Here is a 17,434-nt window from a genome sequence, read left to right as displayed (position 1 = left end):
TAACTTCATGATCAACGCAGCGGGGCGGGGATATGGGCGTGGCGCCCGCCGGGGTTTGGCGGGCGCCACGTTGGTGCTGGGGTGCGGGGGTTAGTGCTTGGTGCTGGTGATTTCCTCGCGGTCCAGGGGTTCTACCGGGGGGTGACCGGGTGAGACCGGGGCTTCGACCGGCTTCTCGATCGGGTAGAAGAAGCCCTTGATGGCCGGTCCGAGTGCACCGAGCCGGTTCATCTTCTTCGGGACCACCCAGCCGACGTACTCGAGCCCGCCGTGGCCGTGCTCGTCGGTGTCGGCCAGCGGCTGGTGCACCTCCATGAAGCGCCCGTCCGGCAGCCGGCGGATGATGCCGGTCTCGACGCCGTGCACCAGTACCTCGCGGTCGTGCTGCTGGAGACCCAGGCAGAGCCGGTAGGTGACGTAGTACGCAAGCGGCGGCACCAGGATCAGACCGATCCGGCCGGCCCAGGTCATCGCGTTCAGGCTGATGAAGAACTTGTCGGCGATGACGTCGTTGGCCCCCGAGAGGGTCAGCACCAGGTAGAACGAGACGGCCATCGCACCGAGAGCGGTACGGCTGGGGTTGTCCCGGGGGCGCTGCAACAGGTTGTGGATCTTGTTGTCCTTGTTCAACCGCGCTTCGATGAACGGGTAGAAGATCGGCAACATGGTCAGGATGCCCGGCAGCACGACCGTTGGCCAGAACAGCGGCGGGATGACGTACCCGTCACCGATCGGGATGTTGATCTGCCAGGACGGCATCAACCGGGTCGAGCCGTCGAGGAACATCACGTACCAGTCGGGCTGGCTGGCCGAGGAGACCACCCAGGCCTCGTACGGGCCGAACAGCCAGATCGGGTTGATCTGGAACAGACCGCCGAGCAGCGCGATCACGCCGAAGACGATCATGAAGAAGCCGCCCTGCTTCAGCGCGTAGCGGGGGAACATGCGCTCCCCGACCACGTTGCTGTTGGTCCGGCCGGGGCCGGGCCACTGGGTGTGCTTCTGCTTGAAGACCAGGCCGAGGTGGGCGCTGATCAGCGCCAGCAGCAGGCCGGGGATCAGCAGCACGTGGGCGATGTAGAACCGGCTGATGATGATGTCACCGGGGAACTCGCCACCGAAGATCGACGAGGTCACCCAGGAGCCGATCACCGGGATGGAGAGCATGATCGCCGAGGCGATCCGCAGGCCGGTGCCGGAGAGGCCGTCGTCCGGGAGGGAGTAGCCGCTGAAGCCGGCGAGGAAGCCGATCCAGAACAGCAGCGTACCGATGATCCAGTTCAGCTCACGCGGCTTGCGGAACGCGCCGGTGAAGAAGATCCGCATCATGTGCACGACGATCGACGCCATGAACATCAGGGCGGCCCAGTGGTGCATCTGCCGCATGATGAGGCCACCGCGGACATCGAACGAGAGGTCCAGGCTGGAGGCGTACGCGGCCGACATGTGCGCCCCGCGCAGCGGCGCGTAACTGCCGTTGTACGTGACCTCGGTCATCGCGGGCTCGAAGAAGAAGGTCAGGAAGACACCGGTCAGCAGCAGCACGACGAACGAGAAGAGCGCGATCTCACCCAGCAGGAACGACCAGTGGTCCGGGAAGACCTTGTTCAGCAGCGCCCGCAACGGGGTGGCCACCTGCAGCCGGTCGTCGACCTCGCCGGCAGCCTTGCCCGGTACCGCTGCTACGTCGAACTTTCGGCGCTTCACGGCCGCTCCCAGAAGTCTGGCCCGACGGTCTCGGTGAAGTCGGACTTCGCCACGAAGAAGCCTTCCTCGTCCACCTCGATCGGCAGCTGAGGCAGGCGGCGGCTGGCGGGCCCGAACACCGGTCGGGCATTGCTGGTGATCAGGAACTGCGACTGGTGACACGGGCAGAGCAGCCGGTTGGTCTGCTGCTCGTAGAGGCTCGCGGGACAGCCGGCGTGGGTGCAGATCTTCGAGAACGCGATGTAGTTGCCCCACATGAAGTTCTCGTGGTTCGCGCTGTTGTTGGCCGCCTCGGCCCGACGGGCGTCGTCCTCGCGCAGATGGATCAGGAGCGTCGGGGAGTCGGCGTGCTTGTTGCTGACACCGTCCTCGATGCCCGGGAAGACGGTGAGCTGGCCACCGGCGCTGACGTCCTCGGGACGCAGCGGCGTGCCGTCCTCGCGGGTCAGCCGGACCTTCTTGCCGTCGTGGGGTGCCCAGCCGGTGGTGAACATCTGGTTGTTCTTGTGCGGCTGCTGGATCAGACCACCGACCAGCGGCGCCGCGGCGACCAGACCGACCGGGGCGAGCCCGGCCAGTGCGGCGAACCCGAGCAGCGGCCGGCGCTTGAAGCCGAGTTCCTCGGCCATGTAGACGATCGTGCTGCCGGCGATCTTCCGGTCCGTCGGGTCCGATCCGCCGTCGTGCCGGCCCTGGATCGAGACCTCCTTGGGCAGCAGCTTCTTGCCCCAGGCCAGGATGCCGAAGCCGACGCCGAGCAGCGCCAGGCCGAGGGTCAGGCCGAGCAGCGGGGTGAAGACCTTGTCGTCACCGGAACCCGGCTTGTACTCCCACGGCCACCAGATGTAGATCGCCAGGAAGGCGGTCGCGGCCAGGCCGGTGAGCAGGAAGAACAACGAAATTGTACGGGTCAGCCGACGCTCGGCCTTGGTGCCGAGGACGGGGAACGGCGGCTCGTAGTGGACGATCTCGATGCCGTCCCGCCGCGCGCCCTCCTTCATGACCTCGAAGTGCGACAGCCGGGGGTCGTGCAGGTCGAGCTCGTCCTGCTCCGGGGCCCCGTGCATAGACGTGCCGGTGCTCATGACTTCCCCGCAATCCAGAGACTGGTGAAGACCAGCGCGACGATGCCGACCAGGAAGATGGCCAGACCCTCGGTGGACGGGCCGAACCGGCCGAGGTTGAAGAAGCCACCCGGGTCCTGCTCGTGCTTCAGCGTCTCCTGGACGAAGGCGATGATGTCGGCCTTCTCCTCCGGGCGGATCTGGTTGTCCCCGAAGACCGGCATGTTCTGCGGGCCGGTGAGCATCGCGGCGTAGAGCTGCCGGTCGGTGGCCGGCTTCAGGTTCGGCGCGAACTTGCCCGAGGAGAGCGCACCACCGCCGCCGCCGAAGCCGTGGCAGGCGGCGCAGTTGATCCGGTAGAGCTCGCCGCCCTCGGCGACGTCGCCACCTTCCCTCAGGTTCTCGCGCTCGGGCACCTGCGGCCCGCCGCCGAGTTCCTGGACGTACTGGCCGAGCTGGGTGGTCTGGTCCTCGTTGAAGACCGGGGGCTTGCGCTCGGCCTGAGCCTCCTGGCGGCCCAGCGGCATGCGCCCGGATCCCACCTGGAACTCGACCGAGGCGGAGCCGACGCCGATCAGGCTCGGACCCCGGCCCTCGATGCCCTGGGCGTTGCGGCCGTGGCAGGAGACGCAGCTGACGTCGAACAGCGCCTTGCCCTCCTGGGCCGCACTGGAAAGCTGCGGGGTGTCCTGCGCCTGCAGGCCCGGCGCGAACACGGTGTAGGCACCGCCGGCCAGGATCAGGGCGGCCACCAGGCGCACGGCGGCGCCCAGCCGCCGGCGGCCCCGGCTGCGCGGCGCGGACCGGCCGCTGCGCAGCCGCGCGAAGATGCCGCGTTGGCGATCGCCCCGGCTGGCCCGCGTCCCGGGGCCGCCCGCATCGGAGCCGGCCGCGCCGGTTCGCGCGCTGGGGGTGTCAGAAGTCATGGCCTGTGTCCTTAACGGTGTCTCGACCTTTTCTCAGGGACGGGGCGGCGGCGCGCAAGGTGACGGCGCCATGATCACTGAAGCCAGTAGATCATGCCGTACAGCGCAATCCACACAACGTCGACGAAGTGCCAGTAGTACGACACGACGATCGCCGAGGTGGCCTGAGCCGGGGTGAACCGACCCATGGTGGTGCGCATCATGAAGATGATGAACGCGATCAGACCACCGGTGACGTGCAGGCCGTGGAAGCCGGTGGTCAGATAGAACATCGATCCGTAGCCGTCTGCGTTGATCTTGACGCCCTCGTGTACCAGGCTGCGGTACTCGTTGAGCTGACCAAGCACGAAGATCAGGCCCATCACGAAGGTGAGCGTGAACCAGCGCCGCAGCGCGTGCACGTCACCCCGCTCCGCGGCGAAGACGCCGAGCTGGCAGGTGACCGAGGACAACACCAGGATCACCGTGAACGTCGTCGCGTACGGGACCTTGAGCACCTCGGTGTGCTTCTCCCACTGATCCGGCGCAGCCGCACGGATCGAGAAGTACATCGCGAAGAGCGCCGCGAAGAACATCAGTTCGCTGGAGAGCCACACGATCGTCCCGACGCTGACCATGTTCGGACGCGTCAGAGAGTGGATCCGGCTCTTGTCAATGGCTGGGGCCGCTGTCACGCGGTCATTATTGCCCCCGATCAGCACCCGCGATCCTCGGGGTGGCAAAACCGGCACGAGTTCCGGGGTAGCTAACCTTGCCCGCTTCGACTGGCCTAGCCTGAAAAACGTGCTGCGCGTCGATCCGATTCACACCCTCACCTCGACCTTGACGCCGACCCTGGCGTCGGCCGAGGTTTCCGGTCCGCCCCCGTTCACCGTCTCCGCGATCTTCACCCAGACCAGGCTGGACAGCTGGTTGGCGGTCGGCCTGGTGCTCGCCACCGGCCTCTACCTGTACGGGGTGCACCGGCTGCGGGTACGTGGCGACCACTGGCCGGTCTCCCGGACGGTGCTGTTCATCGGCCCCGGACTCGGCTCGATAGCGGCGGTGACGGTCAGCGGACTGCACGCGTACGACACGTCGCTGCTGTCCGTACACATGGTCCAGCACATGGTCCTGTCCATGGTCGCGCCGATCTTCCTCGCGCTCGGCGCGCCGATGACCCTCGCTCTGCGTACGCTCACCGGCGCGCCGCGTCGCCGACTGCTCGCGGTGGTGCACAGCCGGGTGGCCCGGGTGCTCGCCTTTCCGCTGTTCGCCTTCGGCCTGTTCGTGGTGAACCCGTTCGTGCTCTATTTCACGGACCTCTACCGCTTCACGCTCGAACACGCGTGGGCGCACGAGCTGATCCACGCCCACTTCATCCTCACCGGCTGCCTGTTCTTCTGGCCGCTGGTCGGGCTGGACCCGCTGCCGGGACGCTGGCCGTACCCGGGGCGGGCGCTGCTGATGCTGCTCTCGGTGCCGTTCCACACCGTGCTGGGGCTCACCGTGATGCAGAGTTCCACCCTCTTCGGCGGCGACTGGTACCCCTCGCTCGCCCTCGACTGGTCCGACCCGTGGGCCGACCAGAAGGTCGCCGGGGGCATCCTGTGGGCCGGTGGCGAGTTCGTCAGCGTGACAATGATCGCGGTTCTGGTGCTCCAGTGGATGCGCCAGTCGGAGCGGGAGGCCCGCCGGGTCGACCGTGAGCTCGACCGCCAGGAGGCCCGCGACCTCGCCGCTGCCACCGTCTCCGCCGCTGGGGCCTCCTCCAGCGCCACGCTCGACCCCGTCGGCCCCGACGATGCCGACCCGCCCGTCCCGCCCCCGTCCGGCAGCGCCCCGACCCCGTCCGGCAGCGTCCCGACCCCGTCCGGCAGCGTCCCGACCCCGTCCGGCAGTGCCTCGGCTTCGAGCGTGTCCGGCGGGGCGGCCGGCTGAGTCCGTACCCCGGCCCGACCGGCCGGAGGTGGCACCGGACCGGCCGCGAGTCGCGGGCGGGGCGGGACGTCGATCGCCCGGTCCCGCCATCCGGGCGGCCCCGGCCCCGGTCCACGGGTGGAACCGGCCCCCCCGGCGGCGACCGGTACGATCAGCGGGCAGCTACGACCTGGGAGCCCTGGGACCGATGACCGAACGTCTTTACACCGTCCTGCTGTACAGCGACGACCCGCAGGTCCGGGACCGGATGCGCTCCGCCGTGGGCACCCGTCCGGCCAGTGACCTCTCGGTCGAGTTCGTCGACGCCTCCACCTACGCGGAGTGCGTCCGGCTGGTCGACACCTACGAGATCGACCTGATGCTGCTCGACGGTGAGGCGACCCCGGCCGGCGGCATCGGCATCGCCCGGCAGATCAAGGACGACCGTGAGGACTCGCCGCCCACCTGTGTGGTGATCGCCCGCGCGGCGGACCGCTGGCTGGCCGCGTACGCCCAGGTCGACGCGACCCTGGTGCACCCGCTCGACCCGGTGACCACCGGCCGGACCGTCGCCGACCTGCTGCGCGTACGCGCGAGCGGGGCGAGCAGCGCGGCCTGACGCTGGACCGGCCGACCGCGCCCGACGCGGTCGAGCCCACTGGGGAACCTGCGCCACAGCCCGTATCCCAACCCCCGCTCGGGAGGCCCACCGTGGGCGAACGGACCTGGTCGAACCTGCTCGCCGCGCTGCTGCGCGCCGAGGAACTGTCCACCGCCGACACGGCCTGGGCGATGGGCGAGATCATGTCCGGGTCGGCCACCCCGGTCCAGATCGCCGGGTTCGCGATGGCGCTGCGGGCCAAGGGTGAGACCACCGCCGAGCTGGCCGGTCTGGTTGAGGCGATGCTCACCAGCGCGGTGCCGGTGGACCTGCCGGACGAGATCCGGGCCGGCGCGGTCGACGTGGTCGGCACCGGCGGCGACCGGGCGCACACGGTCAACATCTCGACCATGACCGCGATGGTGGTGGCCGGGGCCGGCGTACGCGTGGTCAAGCACGGCAACCGGGCCGCCTCCTCCTCGTGCGGTGCCGCCGACCTGCTCGAATTCCTCGGCATCCCGCTCGACCTCAGCCCGGCCGGGGTGGCACGCTGCGTCACCGAGGTCGGGATCGGCTTCTGTTTCGCCGCCCGGTTCCACCCCGGCTTTCGACACGCCTCGGTTCCGCGCCGTGAACTCGGCGTGCCGACCGCCTTCAACTTCCTCGGTCCGCTGACCAACCCGGGCCGCCCCACCGCCGCCGCGGTCGGCTGCTTCGACCTGCGGATGGCCCCGGTGATGGCCGGCGTGTTCGCCGGCCGTGGCGACTCGGTGCTGGTCATGCGCGGTGAGGATGGGCTGGACGAGTTCAGCACCGCCGCGCCGACCCGGGTGTGGGTCGCCGCCGACGGCCGGGTGACCGAGACCGTGCTCGACTCGACCGACCTCGGGCTGCCCCGCTCCGCCCCGGGTGACCTGCGGGGCGGGGACGCGACCTTCAACGCCGACGCGGCCCGCCGGCTGCTCGCCGGTGAGCACGGCCCGGTCCGGGACGCGGTGCTGGTCAACACGGCAGCGGCCCTGGCTGCCGCCGGTGGGCTGGGCGGCGACCTGATGACGTCGTTGCGCGAGGGGCTGCGGGTCGCCGAGGAGTCGATCGACTCCGGCGCCGCCGCCCGTACCCTCGACCGTTGGATCGAGGTCGCCACGGCCGCCAAGGCGTCCGAGGAAGCCTGACCCCTACCCCGAGGGCCCGCACCGGCCGTTAGGGGCTCTACCAGCGCTTTCACCGGGCTGTACGCACCTCTGCGTACAGCCCGGTCCGCATCTCGGGGACCATGCCGCATCTCGGAGACCATGCCAAAAAGCCGTCGACCGGGACGGATCCCGGTCGACGGCTCGATGTGTGTTGCCGGTGTTGCCGGCTACCGGCTCAGTGCTCGGCGGTGCGCCGGGTGCCGGAGTAGTACTCGAAGAGCAGGCCGCAGGCGGAGAAGATGACCGCGAGCAGGCCGACGCCGATCAGCCACCAGAGCCAGAACACCAGGCCGAGGCCGGCGATGCTGGCCGAGACGGCCAGGCCGAACGGCCAGTAGCTGCCGGGGCTGAAGAAGCCGATCTCCCCGGCGCCGTCCGCGATCTCCGCGTCCGGCCGGTCCTCCGGGCGAGGGTCGATCCGCCGGGAGACGAACCAGAAGAAGCCACCGCACATCAACAGGAGCAGGGTGGACAGCGCCAGGGCGGTGCTGCCGATCCAGTCGACGTGGCCCATCTGACCATCGGTCCAACCCGCGTACACGAAGGTCACGATGAACAGAAAGACCGCGAGGATGCCGAAGAGGCGCCACTCAGACTTCATGCCCGTCCTCAGCTTCCCACGCCGGTAGCGTTGGTCTTGTTGAAGTTGTTCTGGTCACGCCGGGTCTTGAACGGCTCGGTCGTGGTGGCCAGCGGGTCCTCGCCGATCGCGCTCAGCGCGTCCTGCGTCGACTGACCGGCCTTCTTCGCCGCCAGGAACTGGTCGTACTCGGTCGGCGAGACCACGCGCAGCTCGAAGTTCATCATCGAGTGGTACGTGCCGCAGAGCTCGGCGCAGCGGCCGACGTACGCGCCCTCGGTGGTCAACCGGGTGACCTCGAAGACGTTGCGCACGTTGCCCGGGAAGACGTCCCGCTTGAAGAGCAGCTCGGGCACCCAGAACGAGTGGATGACGTCCTTGCTGGTCTCCTCGAACCGGATCGACCGGTCGGTCGGCAGCACCAGGATCGGGATCACCTCGGTGGTGCCGAGCGTGGAGGCGACCGTGTTGGCGTCGGCTCCGACACCGTCGCGGTAATTGAACTGCCAGTTCCACTTGAACGCGACTACCTCGACGGTCACATCCGGGTTCTTCGACGTCCGGTCGACGTCGGTCTGGATGATCGCGGTGTAGTAGAAGAGCACCGCCACGATGAGAACCGGCGCGATGGTGTAAAGGAACTCCATCGGCATGTTGAACCGGGTCTGTACGGGCAGCGAGTCACCGCGCTTGCGGTAACGGATGATGCACCAGAAGATCAGGCCCCACACGAATACGCCGACCGCGAGCGCGGCGATCGCGGACGCGATCCAAAGGTCGTACATCCGGTGCGACTGCGGAGTGATTCCGCCCTGCGGCCAACCGAAGCCGCTGACCGCCCCGCCGACGTCACAGCCGGTGAGCAGGGTCAGCAGCGCCGCGCCACCGACACCGAGCCCGGCGAGCCGGACGGCATTACGCCGTTGGCTGCGCCTTCCGGCCGTGGGCCGTACATCTGAACCCCTTGCGACCACCTGGTCCTGCCTCCCTAGCGCGCCGCTGGTGTCTGTTTTCCGTACCAACAGCAAAGGCGTCACCGACGGTCGCAGATTACTCGACCATGCCGGGCCGAACGGCTCTGGGGTCACTCTGTCCCCCAATGGGGATCTTGCTCGATCCGAGCCGGGTTACCGTTCACAGTGTGAACCCCGTAGCGCCGCCGGAGAGCGTAACGCCGGTCTACTTCGACACGGCCACCGCCGCACCACTGCATCCGGTGGCCCGCCAGGCCCTGCTCGCCGCCCTCACCGACGGCTGGGCCGACCCGGCCAAGCTGTACACGCAGGCCCGCCGGGCACGCCAACTGCTCGACGCGGCGCGGGCCGCGACCGCACAGATCCTGGGGGTACGCCCGGACGAGCTCTCCTTCACCGCCAGCGGTACGACCGCGGCGCACGCCGCCGTGCTCGGCGGGTTGGCCGGGCGCCGCCGGGCGGGCAACACGCTGGTGCACTCGGCGATCGAACACTCCGCGGTCCTGCACGCGGCCGGGCGGCACGTGGCGGCCGGCGGTTCGGCTGTCTCCGTACCCGTGGACCGGCTGGGCCGGATCGACCCGGCGGCCTGGTCGGCGGCGGTGACCGCGCCCGGTGTGGCGTTCGCCGCACTGATCAGTGCCAGCCACGAGGTCGGTACGTTACAGCCCGTGACCGAGGCGGCCGAGGTCTGCGCCACCGCCGGGGTCCCGCTCTACGTCGACGCGGCCCAGTCGCTCGGCCGGGTTGCGCTGCCGGAGGGCTGGTCGGTCCTGTCGGCCAGCGCGCACAAGTGGGGCGGGCCGCCCGGCGTCGGGCTGCTGGTGGTCCGCAAGGGCACCCGCTGGCTGTCGCCCTATCCGGAGGACGAGCGGGAGGCCGGGCGTACGCCGGGGGTGTTGAACCTGCCGGCGATCGTGGCCGCGGCGGCGGCGCTGCGGGCGGTGACCACCGACGCGGTCGCGGAGGCGGCCCGGTTGTCGGCCCTGGTCGACCGGATCCGGGCGACCGTCGCCGCGACGGTCCCGGACGTCGAGGTGGTCGGCGACCCTGACCACCGGCTCCCGCACCTGGTCACCTTCTCCTGCCTGTACGTCGACGGCGAGGCGCTGCTGCACGCGCTGGACCGGCGCGGGTTCGCGGTCTCCTCCGGCTCGTCCTGCACCTCCTCGACGCTGGAACCGTCGCACGTGCTGGCGGCGATGGGAGTGTTGTCACACGGCAACGTACGGATCTCGCTGCACCGGGAGAGCACCGCCGCCGAGGTGGACCGGTTCCTGGCCGAACTGCCGACGGTCGTCGCCGACCTGCGGGCCGAGGCCGGGGTGGTGGGCCTGTGACCGCCGCCGCCTCTTCCGATCCCGTCGAGGTGCTGGACTGTCTCGGGCAGCGCTGCCCGCTGCCGGTGATCGCCGCCGCCCGCCGCCTGCCCGAGCTGCCGGTCGGTGCGGTCCTGCGGGTCCTCGCCGACGATCCGGCCGCCGCGATCGACTTTCCCGCCTGGTGCCGGATGCGCGGCCAGGAGTTCGTCGCCGCCGGTTCGGTCGACGACTCCCCCGCCTACGACCTCCGCCGCCTGCACTAATCCCGTCAGTCGGAGTCGGTCCGGTCCCGTCAGTCGGAGTCGGTCCGGTACCCGGCCGAGATTGCGTCGATCCAGCTCAGGTGCAGCCGCCGGCCGCCACGGGAGAGGACCCGGACGGCGTTCTCGGCGGTGGCGAACTTCCCGACGAGGCTGCTGTCGTCGGCGCAGAGCCAGGCGTGGTCCTCGAACGCCATGCCCCAGGCGAACACCCGGCCGTCGATCCGATCGCCGTGCTCCTCGCAGATGGCGAAGCGCCGGGGCGCGTAGTCGGTGGCCAGTTCGAGCAAGAGCTGGTGGAACTCCTCGGGCGTGCCGAGCGGGGTGTCGACCGGTACGGGCATGACGTCGTCCATCTCAACCTCCTACGCATCTTGTGTTGCTATACGTATAGTCGACTCCCTTGCGTAACGGAAGGGCTACCGGCATGATGCTTCGTATCGATTCTCATGGAGGCGAGGCTCCCGTGGTCGCACGTACCGACCCTTCCGCGCTGCGCTGGCTGATCGGTGCCGAGCTGAGCCGCTACCGGCGCGACGTACCGATGTCCCTGAGCGAGCTGGCCACCGCCACCGGGATCGGCAAGCCGAAGCTCGGCCACATGGAGAGCGGTCGCTACCAGCAGTTTCCCGACGACATCGCGACCGTGCTGCGGGCCTGCGGCGCCGACCAGGCGGCGATCGAACGCCTCACCTCGCTGGCCACCCGCTCCGACGCCAAGACCTGGTGGGCGCCGTGGGCGAACGTGATGCCGGACTGGTTCAAGACCTACGTCGGGCTCGAAGGTCTGGCCGAGGGTGCGTTCGTGTTCGAATCCATGGTGATCCCCGGACTGTTGCAGACCGAGGAGTACGCCCAGGCGCTGACCATCGGCACCGGCTTCGTCCGACCCGACCACGCCGAGCGCTTCGTCTCGTTCCGCCAGACCCGCGCCCGGCGGTTGACCGAGGACGAGCCGCTGACCCTGCACGCGGTGATCGGCGAGGCGGCACTGCGCCTGCGGGTCAACGGCGACGAGACCCGCCGGGCCCAGCTCGCCCACCTGGTCACCATGTCCGAGCTGCCGAACGTCACGGTCCAGGTGATCCGCCCCGAGGATGGCCCACACGCGGCCGGCGCGATCGGCAGTTTCTGCGTGCTGGAGTTCGGTCGCGTGCGGCCAATCGCCTACACCGAGCTGCTCGACGGGGCAATGTACGTGCAGGATCCGGACAGCGTAAGGACTTATAGCATGGTGGCAGACAACCTGCGCCAGGTCGCCCTCTCCCCCGCCGATTCACGCGCGATGATCCGGGAGTTGGCCAATCTGGCCTAGCCACCACCCCGGAGGCCCCTCGTGTCCACCCCCGACCTGAGCCGCGCCCACTGGGTCAAGAGCAGCCGCAGCACCAACAACGGCGCCTGTGTCGAGTGCGCGTTCCAACCCGCATCGGCCGGTGGGTCGGTTGCCGTACGCGACAGCAAGGACCCGTCCGGCCCCGTACTCGTCTTCGACCGCTCCGCGTGGGCCGCCTTCCTCGCCACCACCGGCCGGATCCTCGGCTGCTGAACCCTGTTGCTGGCGCTGTTTGACAGGGCTGAGCAGCCGCAGATCGGTGTGCCCGAGACCCGGGAGCGAATGCGGCGATGAGTTTTCGGGTTGGCGCGGGTTGTAGTCCCTGACGGACGTAATCAAGCCGGAGGGATTGGGCTTACCCATGTCGACCAACGAAGAGCAGATCCGCGCCCTGATCGAACACTGGGCCGAGGCGGTGCACGGCGGCGACCTGAGCGGGGTGCTCGCCGATCACGCCAAGGACGTCGTGATGTTCGACGTGCCGCCACCGTACGAGGGGGTGCGCGGGCTCGACGCCTACCGGGATACGTGGCCGCCCTTCTTCGAGTGGCAGCGCGGGGGCGCTTCGTTCGAGATCGAGTCGTTGGAGGTGACTGCCGGCGAGGACGTTGCCTTCGCGTACGCCCTGCTGCGCTGCGGGACCGAACAGGATCTCGCCGCGAATCCGGCCAACCGGCTCCGGCTGACCTTCGGCCTGCGCCGGGAGGACGGCCGTTGGGTGATCGCCCACGAGCACCACTCGTTCCCGCTGGACGGCCCGTCGGACAGCCCCGCCCGCGATGATCTCGATGCCGAGCGGGAGGTTCGGGAGCTGCACGAGCGGTGGTTCGCCGACACCGCCGCGAGGGACCTGGACGGGATGATGGCCGCGATCGCCGACGACGTGGTCTCGTACGAGCACGAGGAGCCGCTGCGCTACCTGGGCATCGACGCCGTACGCGAACTCTGCAAGCGCAACCTCGACGCCGCCCCGCCCGACACGGCCGTCACCTGGACGGTCCCCGACCTGAAGATCCTCGTACGCGACGACCTGGCCGTCGCCTGGGGCCTCAACCACGTACGCATAGAGCCCCCCAACGCCCCCGCCATCGACACCTGGTCCCGCGGCACCAGAGTCTTCCAACGCCGCAACGGCCACTGGCTCCTAACCCACCAACACCTCTCCCTCCCCCTCCCCAAAGCCGTTGATCATGAAGTTAGCGACGTCTGAGCGCGAAAAATCCGTCGCTAACTTCATGATCAACGAAGGGAGGCGGGCTGGAGGTAGGTGAGGATGGCGGGGAGGGGGTCGCCGGGGATGGAGGTGTCGACTATCAGGCGGGGGCCTATGTAGGGCTCGTACTCGGCGCGGCGGAGCAGGGTCTGCTCCCAGGTGGGGACTAGGGGGGCGGCGGGGCGCTCTTCGACCCGGCGGCGGTGTTCGGCCTCGTCGGCGCAACAGACCTCGATCACCCGCAGCGGGACCCCGGCCCGCTCGGCCAGGTCGTGCCAGAGGCCACGGGCCGAGGCCACCGGGTTGACCGCGTCGACGATCACCGGCAGCCCGAGGCCGAGTTGGACCTCGGCCAGGGCGGCGACGCTGAGGTAGGAGAGGTGGCCGGCGGGGATGCCGTGCTCGGCGAGCACCCGCTCGATCGGGTCGACGGGCAGGACCGGGGCATTCAGTGCCGCCCCGAGCCGGGCCGCCAGGGTGCTCTTGCCCACCCCGGGCAGCCCGGCGAACGCGACCAGGTGGCCGTTCACGGGTACGGGCATCCGCTCAGGCGTTCAGGTACGGCCGGATGTCCTCGGCCGCCTCGCCCCCGTACGACTCGGCCATCCGCTTGATGAACAGGTCGCTGCGGACCTCGTACTCCTGCGGGCCGACGGTTTCCAGCACGTGGGTGGCGATCAGCGAGCCGACCTGGGCGGCCCGTTCCAGACCCAGTCCCCAGGAGAGGGCGGCGAGGAAGCCGGCCCGGAAGCCGTCGCCGACACCGGTCGGGTCGGTCGCCTCGATCTCGCGGGCGATCGGTACCCGGAACGTCGCGAAGTCGCGGCCGGCGATCTCGACCCCGTCCTTGCCCAGGGTGGTGACCCGTACCTTGACCCGCTCCAGGAGCTGGGCGTCGGTCAGCCCGGCCTTGCTCTGCAGCAGGGACTTCTCGTACTCGTTGGTCATGAGGTATTCGGCGCCGTCGATCAGGCCGACCACGTCGCTGCCGTCCATCCGGGCGAGTTGCTGGGACGGGTCGGCGGCGAAGGCGTAGCCGCGTTCCCGGCACTCGGCGGAGTGGCGGAGCATCGCGGCCGGGTCGTTCGCGCTGACCAGGACGAGGTCGAGGCCGCCGACCCGGTCGGCGACCGGGGCCAGCTCGATGTTGCGGGCCTCGCTCATCGCCCCGGCGTAGAAGGAGGCGATCTGGCACATGTCGAGGTCGGTGGTGCAGACGAAGCGCGCGGTGTGCGCGACCTCGCTGACGTGGACCGAGTCGCAGTCGACGCCGTGCCGCTCCAACCAGGACCGGTAGTCGGCGAAGTCGGCACCGACCGCGCCGAGCAGGATCGGCCGGAGTCCGAGCTGGGCCATGCCGAAGGCGATGTTGGCCGCCACCCCACCCCTGCGCAGCACGAGGTCGTCGACGAGGAAGGAGAGTGACACCTTGTCGAGCTGGTCGGCGAGGAGCTGGTCGGCGAACCTGCCCGGGAAGTGCATCAGGTGATCGGTGGCGATCGAGCCAGTAACGGCGATCTTCATGTCGGCCCTCGGGTCGGTGTCGGTTGTACAGCCGAGTCAGCCTACCGGCCCGGCCACCGGATCGTCGCCGGTCCGTCGGTTAGCGGCCACCGCCGGGTCACGAGTCGGCACGGGAGGAGAAAAATCCTTCGGGTACGACAAAAGCGGGGCCTCCCGCCACCTGCACTGTCCGCCCCGACGTGTGACGTACGTCGGGCTGGACAGCGCAGGCGGCACGGAAGGCCCCGCCGGTGGTTCGTGGGACGCGCCGGGTGAGGCGCGCCGCCGAGCGGTCGGCTCTAGTGGAACGAGTCGCCGCAGGCGCAGGAGTTCTGCGCGTTCGGGTTGTCGATGGTGAAGCCCTGGGCGTCGATCCGGTCGGCGAAGTCGATCGTCGCGCCGGTGAGGTACGGAACGCTCATCCGGTCGACAACCACCTCGACACCGCCGAAGTCGTTGACGACGTCGCCGTCGAGCGAGCGCTCGTCGAAGAAGAGCTGGTAACGCAGGCCGGAGCAGCCACCCGGCTGGACGGCGACCCGCAGCCGCAGGTCGTCGCGGCCTTCCTGCTCGATCAGGGCCTTGACCTTCTGCGCCGCGATGTCGGTGAGGGCGATGCTGCTTGGGGCCTTTGCCTCGGTCGACTCAGTCGACTCGGTCTGCACTGGCGTGGTCACGTGAAAGTCTCCCCTGCGACGGTGTCTTGGGTCCGTACTGGCCAACGCTAGCCCTCTGACCGGCCATTCCCAATGTGGTTCAGATCTAATTGTAGGTCGATGAGGTGCGGGTCACCCGGCTGACGGCACTGCCGCCGCGCCGAGGCTCGCTTCCAGCACCGCCCGCTGCGTGGGCCGGGCCTCTTCCTGACGCTGCCGACCGGTGTCGGTGAGCGTGACGAAGACTCCGCGCCGGTCCTGCTCGCAGAGCGCCCGGCAGACCAGCCCGTCGCGCTCCAGCCGGGCGACCGCCCGGCTCAACGCGCTCTGACTCAGGTGTACCAGTTCGGCCAGCTCCTGCATGCGCAGTTTGGCCGCCTCGGCGGTGGCGAGCCGGTCGATCACCTCGAACTCGCTCATGCCGAGGCCGTGTCGATCGTGCAGCTCGCGTTCGAGCGCGCACGAAGCCGCCGCGTACCTGCTGGCGAGCTGGCGCCATTCGGTTACTAGCCGGTCGTCTTCGGACACGTCCGCGATCCTACCAGATGCTCAAGCAAAATGTGTTCATACACTTATTGCTTGTGCATTAGATGCAGACGCAAGTAAGTTGCTGGTCATGGCACTTCCCACAACTCCGACCGAATCCGACAGCGAGCCACCATCAAGGGCATCCGCCCCTGACAACCCCACCGGCGGGCCGCACATGACCGCCCGCCTGTACGGCACCCTGCTCGTACTCTGTGGCGCGCTCTTCCTCGACGGACTCGACGTCTCGATGGTCGGCGTGGCACTGCCCTCGATCCAGGCCGACCTCGGGCTCTCCAACTCGGCCCTGCAGTGGATCGTCAGCGGCTACGTGCTCGGCTACGGCGGCCTGCTGCTGCTCGGCGGGCGGGCCGCGGACCTGCTCGGCCGGCGCCGGGTCTTCCTCTGGGCGATCGGCGTCTTCGCCCTCGCATCCCTGCTCGGCGGCCTGGTCGACGACCCGAACCTGCTGATCGGCACCCGGTTCGTCAAGGGCGTCGCCGCCGCCTTCACCGCCCCGGCCGGCCTGTCGATCATCACCACCACGTTCCACGAGGGCCCGGCCCGCAACCGGGCGCTCAGCTTCTACACCGCCTGCGGGGCCAGCGGCTTCTCCATGGGCCTCATCCTCGGCGGGCTGCTGACCGAGGCCGGGTGGCGGATGACCTTCCTGCTCCCGGCACCGATCGCGCTGGTCATCCTGATCGCCGGGATCAAGCTCATCCCGCGTCACCGCACCGAGCGCCCGGCCGGTGCCGGCTACGACCTCGGCGGCGCGGCCACCTCCACCGCGGCGCTACTGCTCCTGGTGTACGCCGTGGTCGAAGCGCCGAATGCCGGCTGGCTGTCGGCCCGTACGCTCGGGTCCTTCGCCCTGGTGGCGGCGCTGGTCGTGGCGTTCGTGTCGATCGAGCGCCGGGTCGCCCACCCGCTGGTACGCCTCGGCATCCTGCGCAACCGGACCCTGGTACGGGCCAACCTGGGCGCGCTCGCGGTGACCGGTTCCTACATCGGGTTCCAGTTCATCGGCACGCTCTACGTCCAGGTGGTGCTCGGCTGGTCGCCGCTGTCGATGGCGCTGGCGTTCCTGCCGGCCGGGTTGATCGTCGCCTTCGGTGGGCCCCGGGTCGGTGGACTGGTCAACCGGTTCGGCACCGCCCCGGTGGTGGCCGGCGGTTTTGTCGCCTTCCTGGCCGCGTACCTGCTGTTCCTGCGGATCGACGGGCAGGCCAACTACGTCGGCGTGATCCTGCCCACGATGCTGCTGCTCGGCGCCGGGTTCGCGCTGGCCTTCCCGACCCTGAACATCCAGGGCACCTCCGGGGTGGCCGACGAGGAACAGGGTCTCGCCTCCGGGCTGGTACAGACCTCGTTCCAGATCGGCGGCGCGATCGCCCTGGCCGGGGTCACCGCGATCCTGGCCAGCGACGCACCGGCACCGGGGCACGTACCGGACTCGTTCTACCCGGCGATCGGGCTGGTCAGCGGGATCGCCGTGTTCGGGCTGCTGATCGCGGCGATCGGCGTACTCGACCGGCGGGGTCGGCACCGGGGCACCCCGGTCGACCGCAGCGGGATGGACCACGTTCCGGCCGACTACAGCCGTACGGAACTGGAACGCATCGGCCGCGCCGGCTGAGGTTCGGTGGAGAGGAAGGGCCCCTCGACGACG

General features: G+C 69.5%; 19 protein-coding genes and 1 pseudogene. 9 read left to right on the top strand and 11 right to left on the bottom strand.

From position 1 onward, the window contains the following. Window positions 1-90 precede the first annotated feature (90 nt). The 4 genes from qcrB to ctaE all read right to left on the bottom strand — a co-directional run bounded on the left by qcrB (window position 91) and on the right by ctaE (window position 4,371). Window positions 91-1,707, bottom strand: a complete 1,617-nt coding sequence (gene qcrB, locus OIE47_RS23395) for a cytochrome bc1 complex cytochrome b subunit (protein ID WP_326556672.1) — start codon at window positions 1,705-1,707, stop codon at window positions 91-93. Continuing rightward, window positions 1,704-2,792 carry a cytochrome bc1 complex Rieske iron-sulfur subunit gene (gene qcrA / locus OIE47_RS23390; protein WP_326556671.1) on the bottom strand — a complete coding sequence of 363 codons (1,089 nt, stop codon included), beginning with the start codon at window positions 2,790-2,792 and terminating at the stop codon, window positions 1,704-1,706. The genes qcrB and qcrA overlap by 4 nt, the downstream gene beginning before the upstream one ends. Then, window positions 2,789-3,697 carry a cytochrome bc1 complex diheme cytochrome c subunit gene (qcrC, locus tag OIE47_RS23385; protein ID WP_326556670.1) on the bottom strand — a complete coding sequence of 303 codons (909 nt, stop codon included), beginning with the start codon at window positions 3,695-3,697 and terminating at the stop codon, window positions 2,789-2,791. Before qcrC ends, qcrA begins: the two co-directional genes overlap by 4 nt. A 74-nt stretch (window positions 3,698-3,771) precedes the next feature. Beyond that, complete coding sequence (ctaE, locus tag OIE47_RS23380) at window positions 3,772-4,371, bottom strand: aa3-type cytochrome oxidase subunit III (RefSeq protein ID WP_326563208.1); 600 nt, start codon at window positions 4,369-4,371, stop codon at window positions 3,772-3,774. A gap of 109 nt (window positions 4,372-4,480) precedes the next feature. Here ctaE and OIE47_RS23375 point away from each other — a divergent pair. The 3 genes and pseudogenes from OIE47_RS23375 to trpD all read left to right on the top strand — a co-directional run. After that, a pseudogene (locus OIE47_RS23375) lies at window positions 4,481-5,431 on the top strand (cytochrome c oxidase assembly protein); the annotation flags it as partial. A gap of 373 nt (window positions 5,432-5,804) precedes the next feature. Beyond that, window positions 5,805-6,215: a hypothetical protein gene (locus tag OIE47_RS23370; RefSeq protein WP_326556669.1), complete on the top strand. Its 411-nt coding sequence runs from the start codon at window positions 5,805-5,807 to the stop codon at window positions 6,213-6,215. Between the two features lie 92 nt (window positions 6,216-6,307). Continuing rightward, entirely contained in the window at window positions 6,308-7,372 is a 1,065-nt protein-coding gene (trpD, locus tag OIE47_RS23365; RefSeq protein WP_326556668.1) for an anthranilate phosphoribosyltransferase, read from the top strand. 196 nt (window positions 7,373-7,568) lie between these two features. Here the strand turns inward: trpD and OIE47_RS23360 are convergent, their stop codons facing one another. Together OIE47_RS23360 and ctaC are read right to left on the bottom strand one after the other, a co-directional pair. Beyond that, a complete protein-coding gene (locus OIE47_RS23360) occupies window positions 7,569-7,994 on the bottom strand; it encodes a cytochrome c oxidase subunit 4 (RefSeq protein ID WP_326556667.1) in 426 nt (141 codons plus the stop codon). An 8-nt stretch (window positions 7,995-8,002) separates the two neighbouring features. After that, complete coding sequence (ctaC, locus tag OIE47_RS23355; RefSeq protein WP_326556666.1) at window positions 8,003-8,947, bottom strand: aa3-type cytochrome oxidase subunit II; 945 nt, start codon at window positions 8,945-8,947, stop codon at window positions 8,003-8,005. Between the two features lie 167 nt (window positions 8,948-9,114). Between ctaC and OIE47_RS23350 the strand changes: the two genes are divergently transcribed. Both OIE47_RS23350 and OIE47_RS23345 read left to right on the top strand, forming a co-directional pair. Then, the gene (locus OIE47_RS23350; protein ID WP_326556665.1) at window positions 9,115-10,287 is read left to right on the top strand and encodes a cysteine desulfurase family protein; all 1,173 of its coding nucleotides are present in this window, start codon (window positions 9,115-9,117) and stop codon (window positions 10,285-10,287) included. Then, window positions 10,284-10,532, top strand: a complete 249-nt coding sequence (locus OIE47_RS23345) for a sulfurtransferase TusA family protein (protein ID WP_326556664.1) — start codon at window positions 10,284-10,286, stop codon at window positions 10,530-10,532. The genes OIE47_RS23350 and OIE47_RS23345 overlap by 4 nt, the downstream gene beginning before the upstream one ends. Window positions 10,533-10,561: 29 nt before the next feature. Here OIE47_RS23345 and OIE47_RS23340 read toward each other — a convergent pair whose 3' ends face one another. Beyond that, window positions 10,562-10,885, bottom strand: a complete 324-nt coding sequence (locus OIE47_RS23340) for a hypothetical protein (protein ID WP_326556663.1) — start codon at window positions 10,883-10,885, stop codon at window positions 10,562-10,564. Between the two features lie 110 nt (window positions 10,886-10,995). Between OIE47_RS23340 and OIE47_RS23335 the strand changes: the two genes are divergently transcribed. From OIE47_RS23335 to OIE47_RS23325, 3 genes are all read left to right on the top strand, one after another. Continuing rightward, window positions 10,996-11,844 carry a helix-turn-helix domain-containing protein gene (locus OIE47_RS23335; protein ID WP_326556662.1) on the top strand — a complete coding sequence of 283 codons (849 nt, stop codon included), beginning with the start codon at window positions 10,996-10,998 and terminating at the stop codon, window positions 11,842-11,844. A 21-nt stretch (window positions 11,845-11,865) separates the two neighbouring features. After that, the gene (locus tag OIE47_RS23330; RefSeq protein ID WP_326556661.1) at window positions 11,866-12,078 is read left to right on the top strand and encodes a DUF397 domain-containing protein; all 213 of its coding nucleotides are present in this window, start codon (window positions 11,866-11,868) and stop codon (window positions 12,076-12,078) included. 148 nt (window positions 12,079-12,226) lie between these two features. After that, a complete protein-coding gene (locus OIE47_RS23325; protein WP_326556660.1) occupies window positions 12,227-13,075 on the top strand; it encodes an SgcJ/EcaC family oxidoreductase in 849 nt (282 codons plus the stop codon). 29 nt (window positions 13,076-13,104) lie between these two features. On the opposite strand, the gene OIE47_RS23320 is transcribed toward OIE47_RS23325, so the two are convergent. From OIE47_RS23320 to OIE47_RS23305, 4 genes are all read right to left on the bottom strand, one after another. Then, a complete protein-coding gene (locus tag OIE47_RS23320; protein ID WP_326556659.1) occupies window positions 13,105-13,620 on the bottom strand; it encodes an AAA family ATPase in 516 nt (171 codons plus the stop codon). A 4-nt stretch (window positions 13,621-13,624) separates the two neighbouring features. Next, window positions 13,625-14,602: a carbohydrate kinase family protein gene (locus OIE47_RS23315; protein ID WP_326556658.1), complete on the bottom strand. Its 978-nt coding sequence runs from the start codon at window positions 14,600-14,602 to the stop codon at window positions 13,625-13,627. A gap of 278 nt (window positions 14,603-14,880) precedes the next feature. Further along, window positions 14,881-15,258, bottom strand: a complete 378-nt coding sequence (gene erpA / locus OIE47_RS23310; protein WP_442791981.1) for an iron-sulfur cluster insertion protein ErpA — start codon at window positions 15,256-15,258, stop codon at window positions 14,881-14,883. Window positions 15,259-15,369: 111 nt separating this feature from the next. Further along, the gene (locus tag OIE47_RS23305; protein ID WP_326556657.1) at window positions 15,370-15,765 is read right to left on the bottom strand and encodes a MarR family transcriptional regulator; all 396 of its coding nucleotides are present in this window, start codon (window positions 15,763-15,765) and stop codon (window positions 15,370-15,372) included. Between the two features lie 175 nt (window positions 15,766-15,940). Between OIE47_RS23305 and OIE47_RS23300 the strand changes: the two genes are divergently transcribed. Further along, a complete protein-coding gene (locus tag OIE47_RS23300; protein WP_326556656.1) occupies window positions 15,941-17,401 on the top strand; it encodes an MFS transporter in 1,461 nt (486 codons plus the stop codon). Window positions 17,402-17,434: the final 33 nt, after the last annotated feature.

The sequence above is a fragment of the Micromonospora sp. NBC_01796 genome (assembly GCF_035917455.1).
Taxonomy (GTDB): Bacteria; Actinomycetota; Actinomycetes; order Mycobacteriales; family Micromonosporaceae; genus Micromonospora_G.
The sequence above is the reverse complement of the archived record's forward strand: the minus strand, read 5'-3'. Positions and strand labels throughout refer to the sequence as shown.

Excerpts from the sequence above, each read along its gene's own strand:
- qcrC (WP_326556670.1), bottom strand. The coding sequence starts at position 3,697 with ATGACTTCTGACACCCCCAGCGCGCGAACCGGCGCGGCCGGCTCCGAT.
- OIE47_RS23300 (WP_326556656.1), top strand. The coding sequence starts at position 15,941 with ATGACCGCCCGCCTGTACGGCACCCTGCTCGTACTCTGTGGCGCGCTC.
- OIE47_RS23315 (WP_326556658.1), bottom strand. The coding sequence starts at position 14,602 with ATGAAGATCGCCGTTACTGGCTCGATCGCCACCGATCACCTGATGCAC.
- OIE47_RS23360 (WP_326556667.1), bottom strand. The coding sequence starts at position 7,994 with ATGAAGTCTGAGTGGCGCCTCTTCGGCATCCTCGCGGTCTTTCTGTTC.
- qcrA (WP_326556671.1), bottom strand. The coding sequence starts at position 2,792 with ATGAGCACCGGCACGTCTATGCACGGGGCCCCGGAGCAGGACGAGCTC.
- OIE47_RS23325 (WP_326556660.1), top strand. The coding sequence starts at position 12,227 with ATGTCGACCAACGAAGAGCAGATCCGCGCCCTGATCGAACACTGGGCC.
- OIE47_RS23320 (WP_326556659.1), bottom strand. The coding sequence starts at position 13,620 with ATGCCCGTACCCGTGAACGGCCACCTGGTCGCGTTCGCCGGGCTGCCC.
- OIE47_RS23370 (WP_326556669.1), top strand. The coding sequence starts at position 5,805 with ATGACCGAACGTCTTTACACCGTCCTGCTGTACAGCGACGACCCGCAG.
- OIE47_RS23340 (WP_326556663.1), bottom strand. The coding sequence starts at position 10,885 with ATGGACGACGTCATGCCCGTACCGGTCGACACCCCGCTCGGCACGCCC.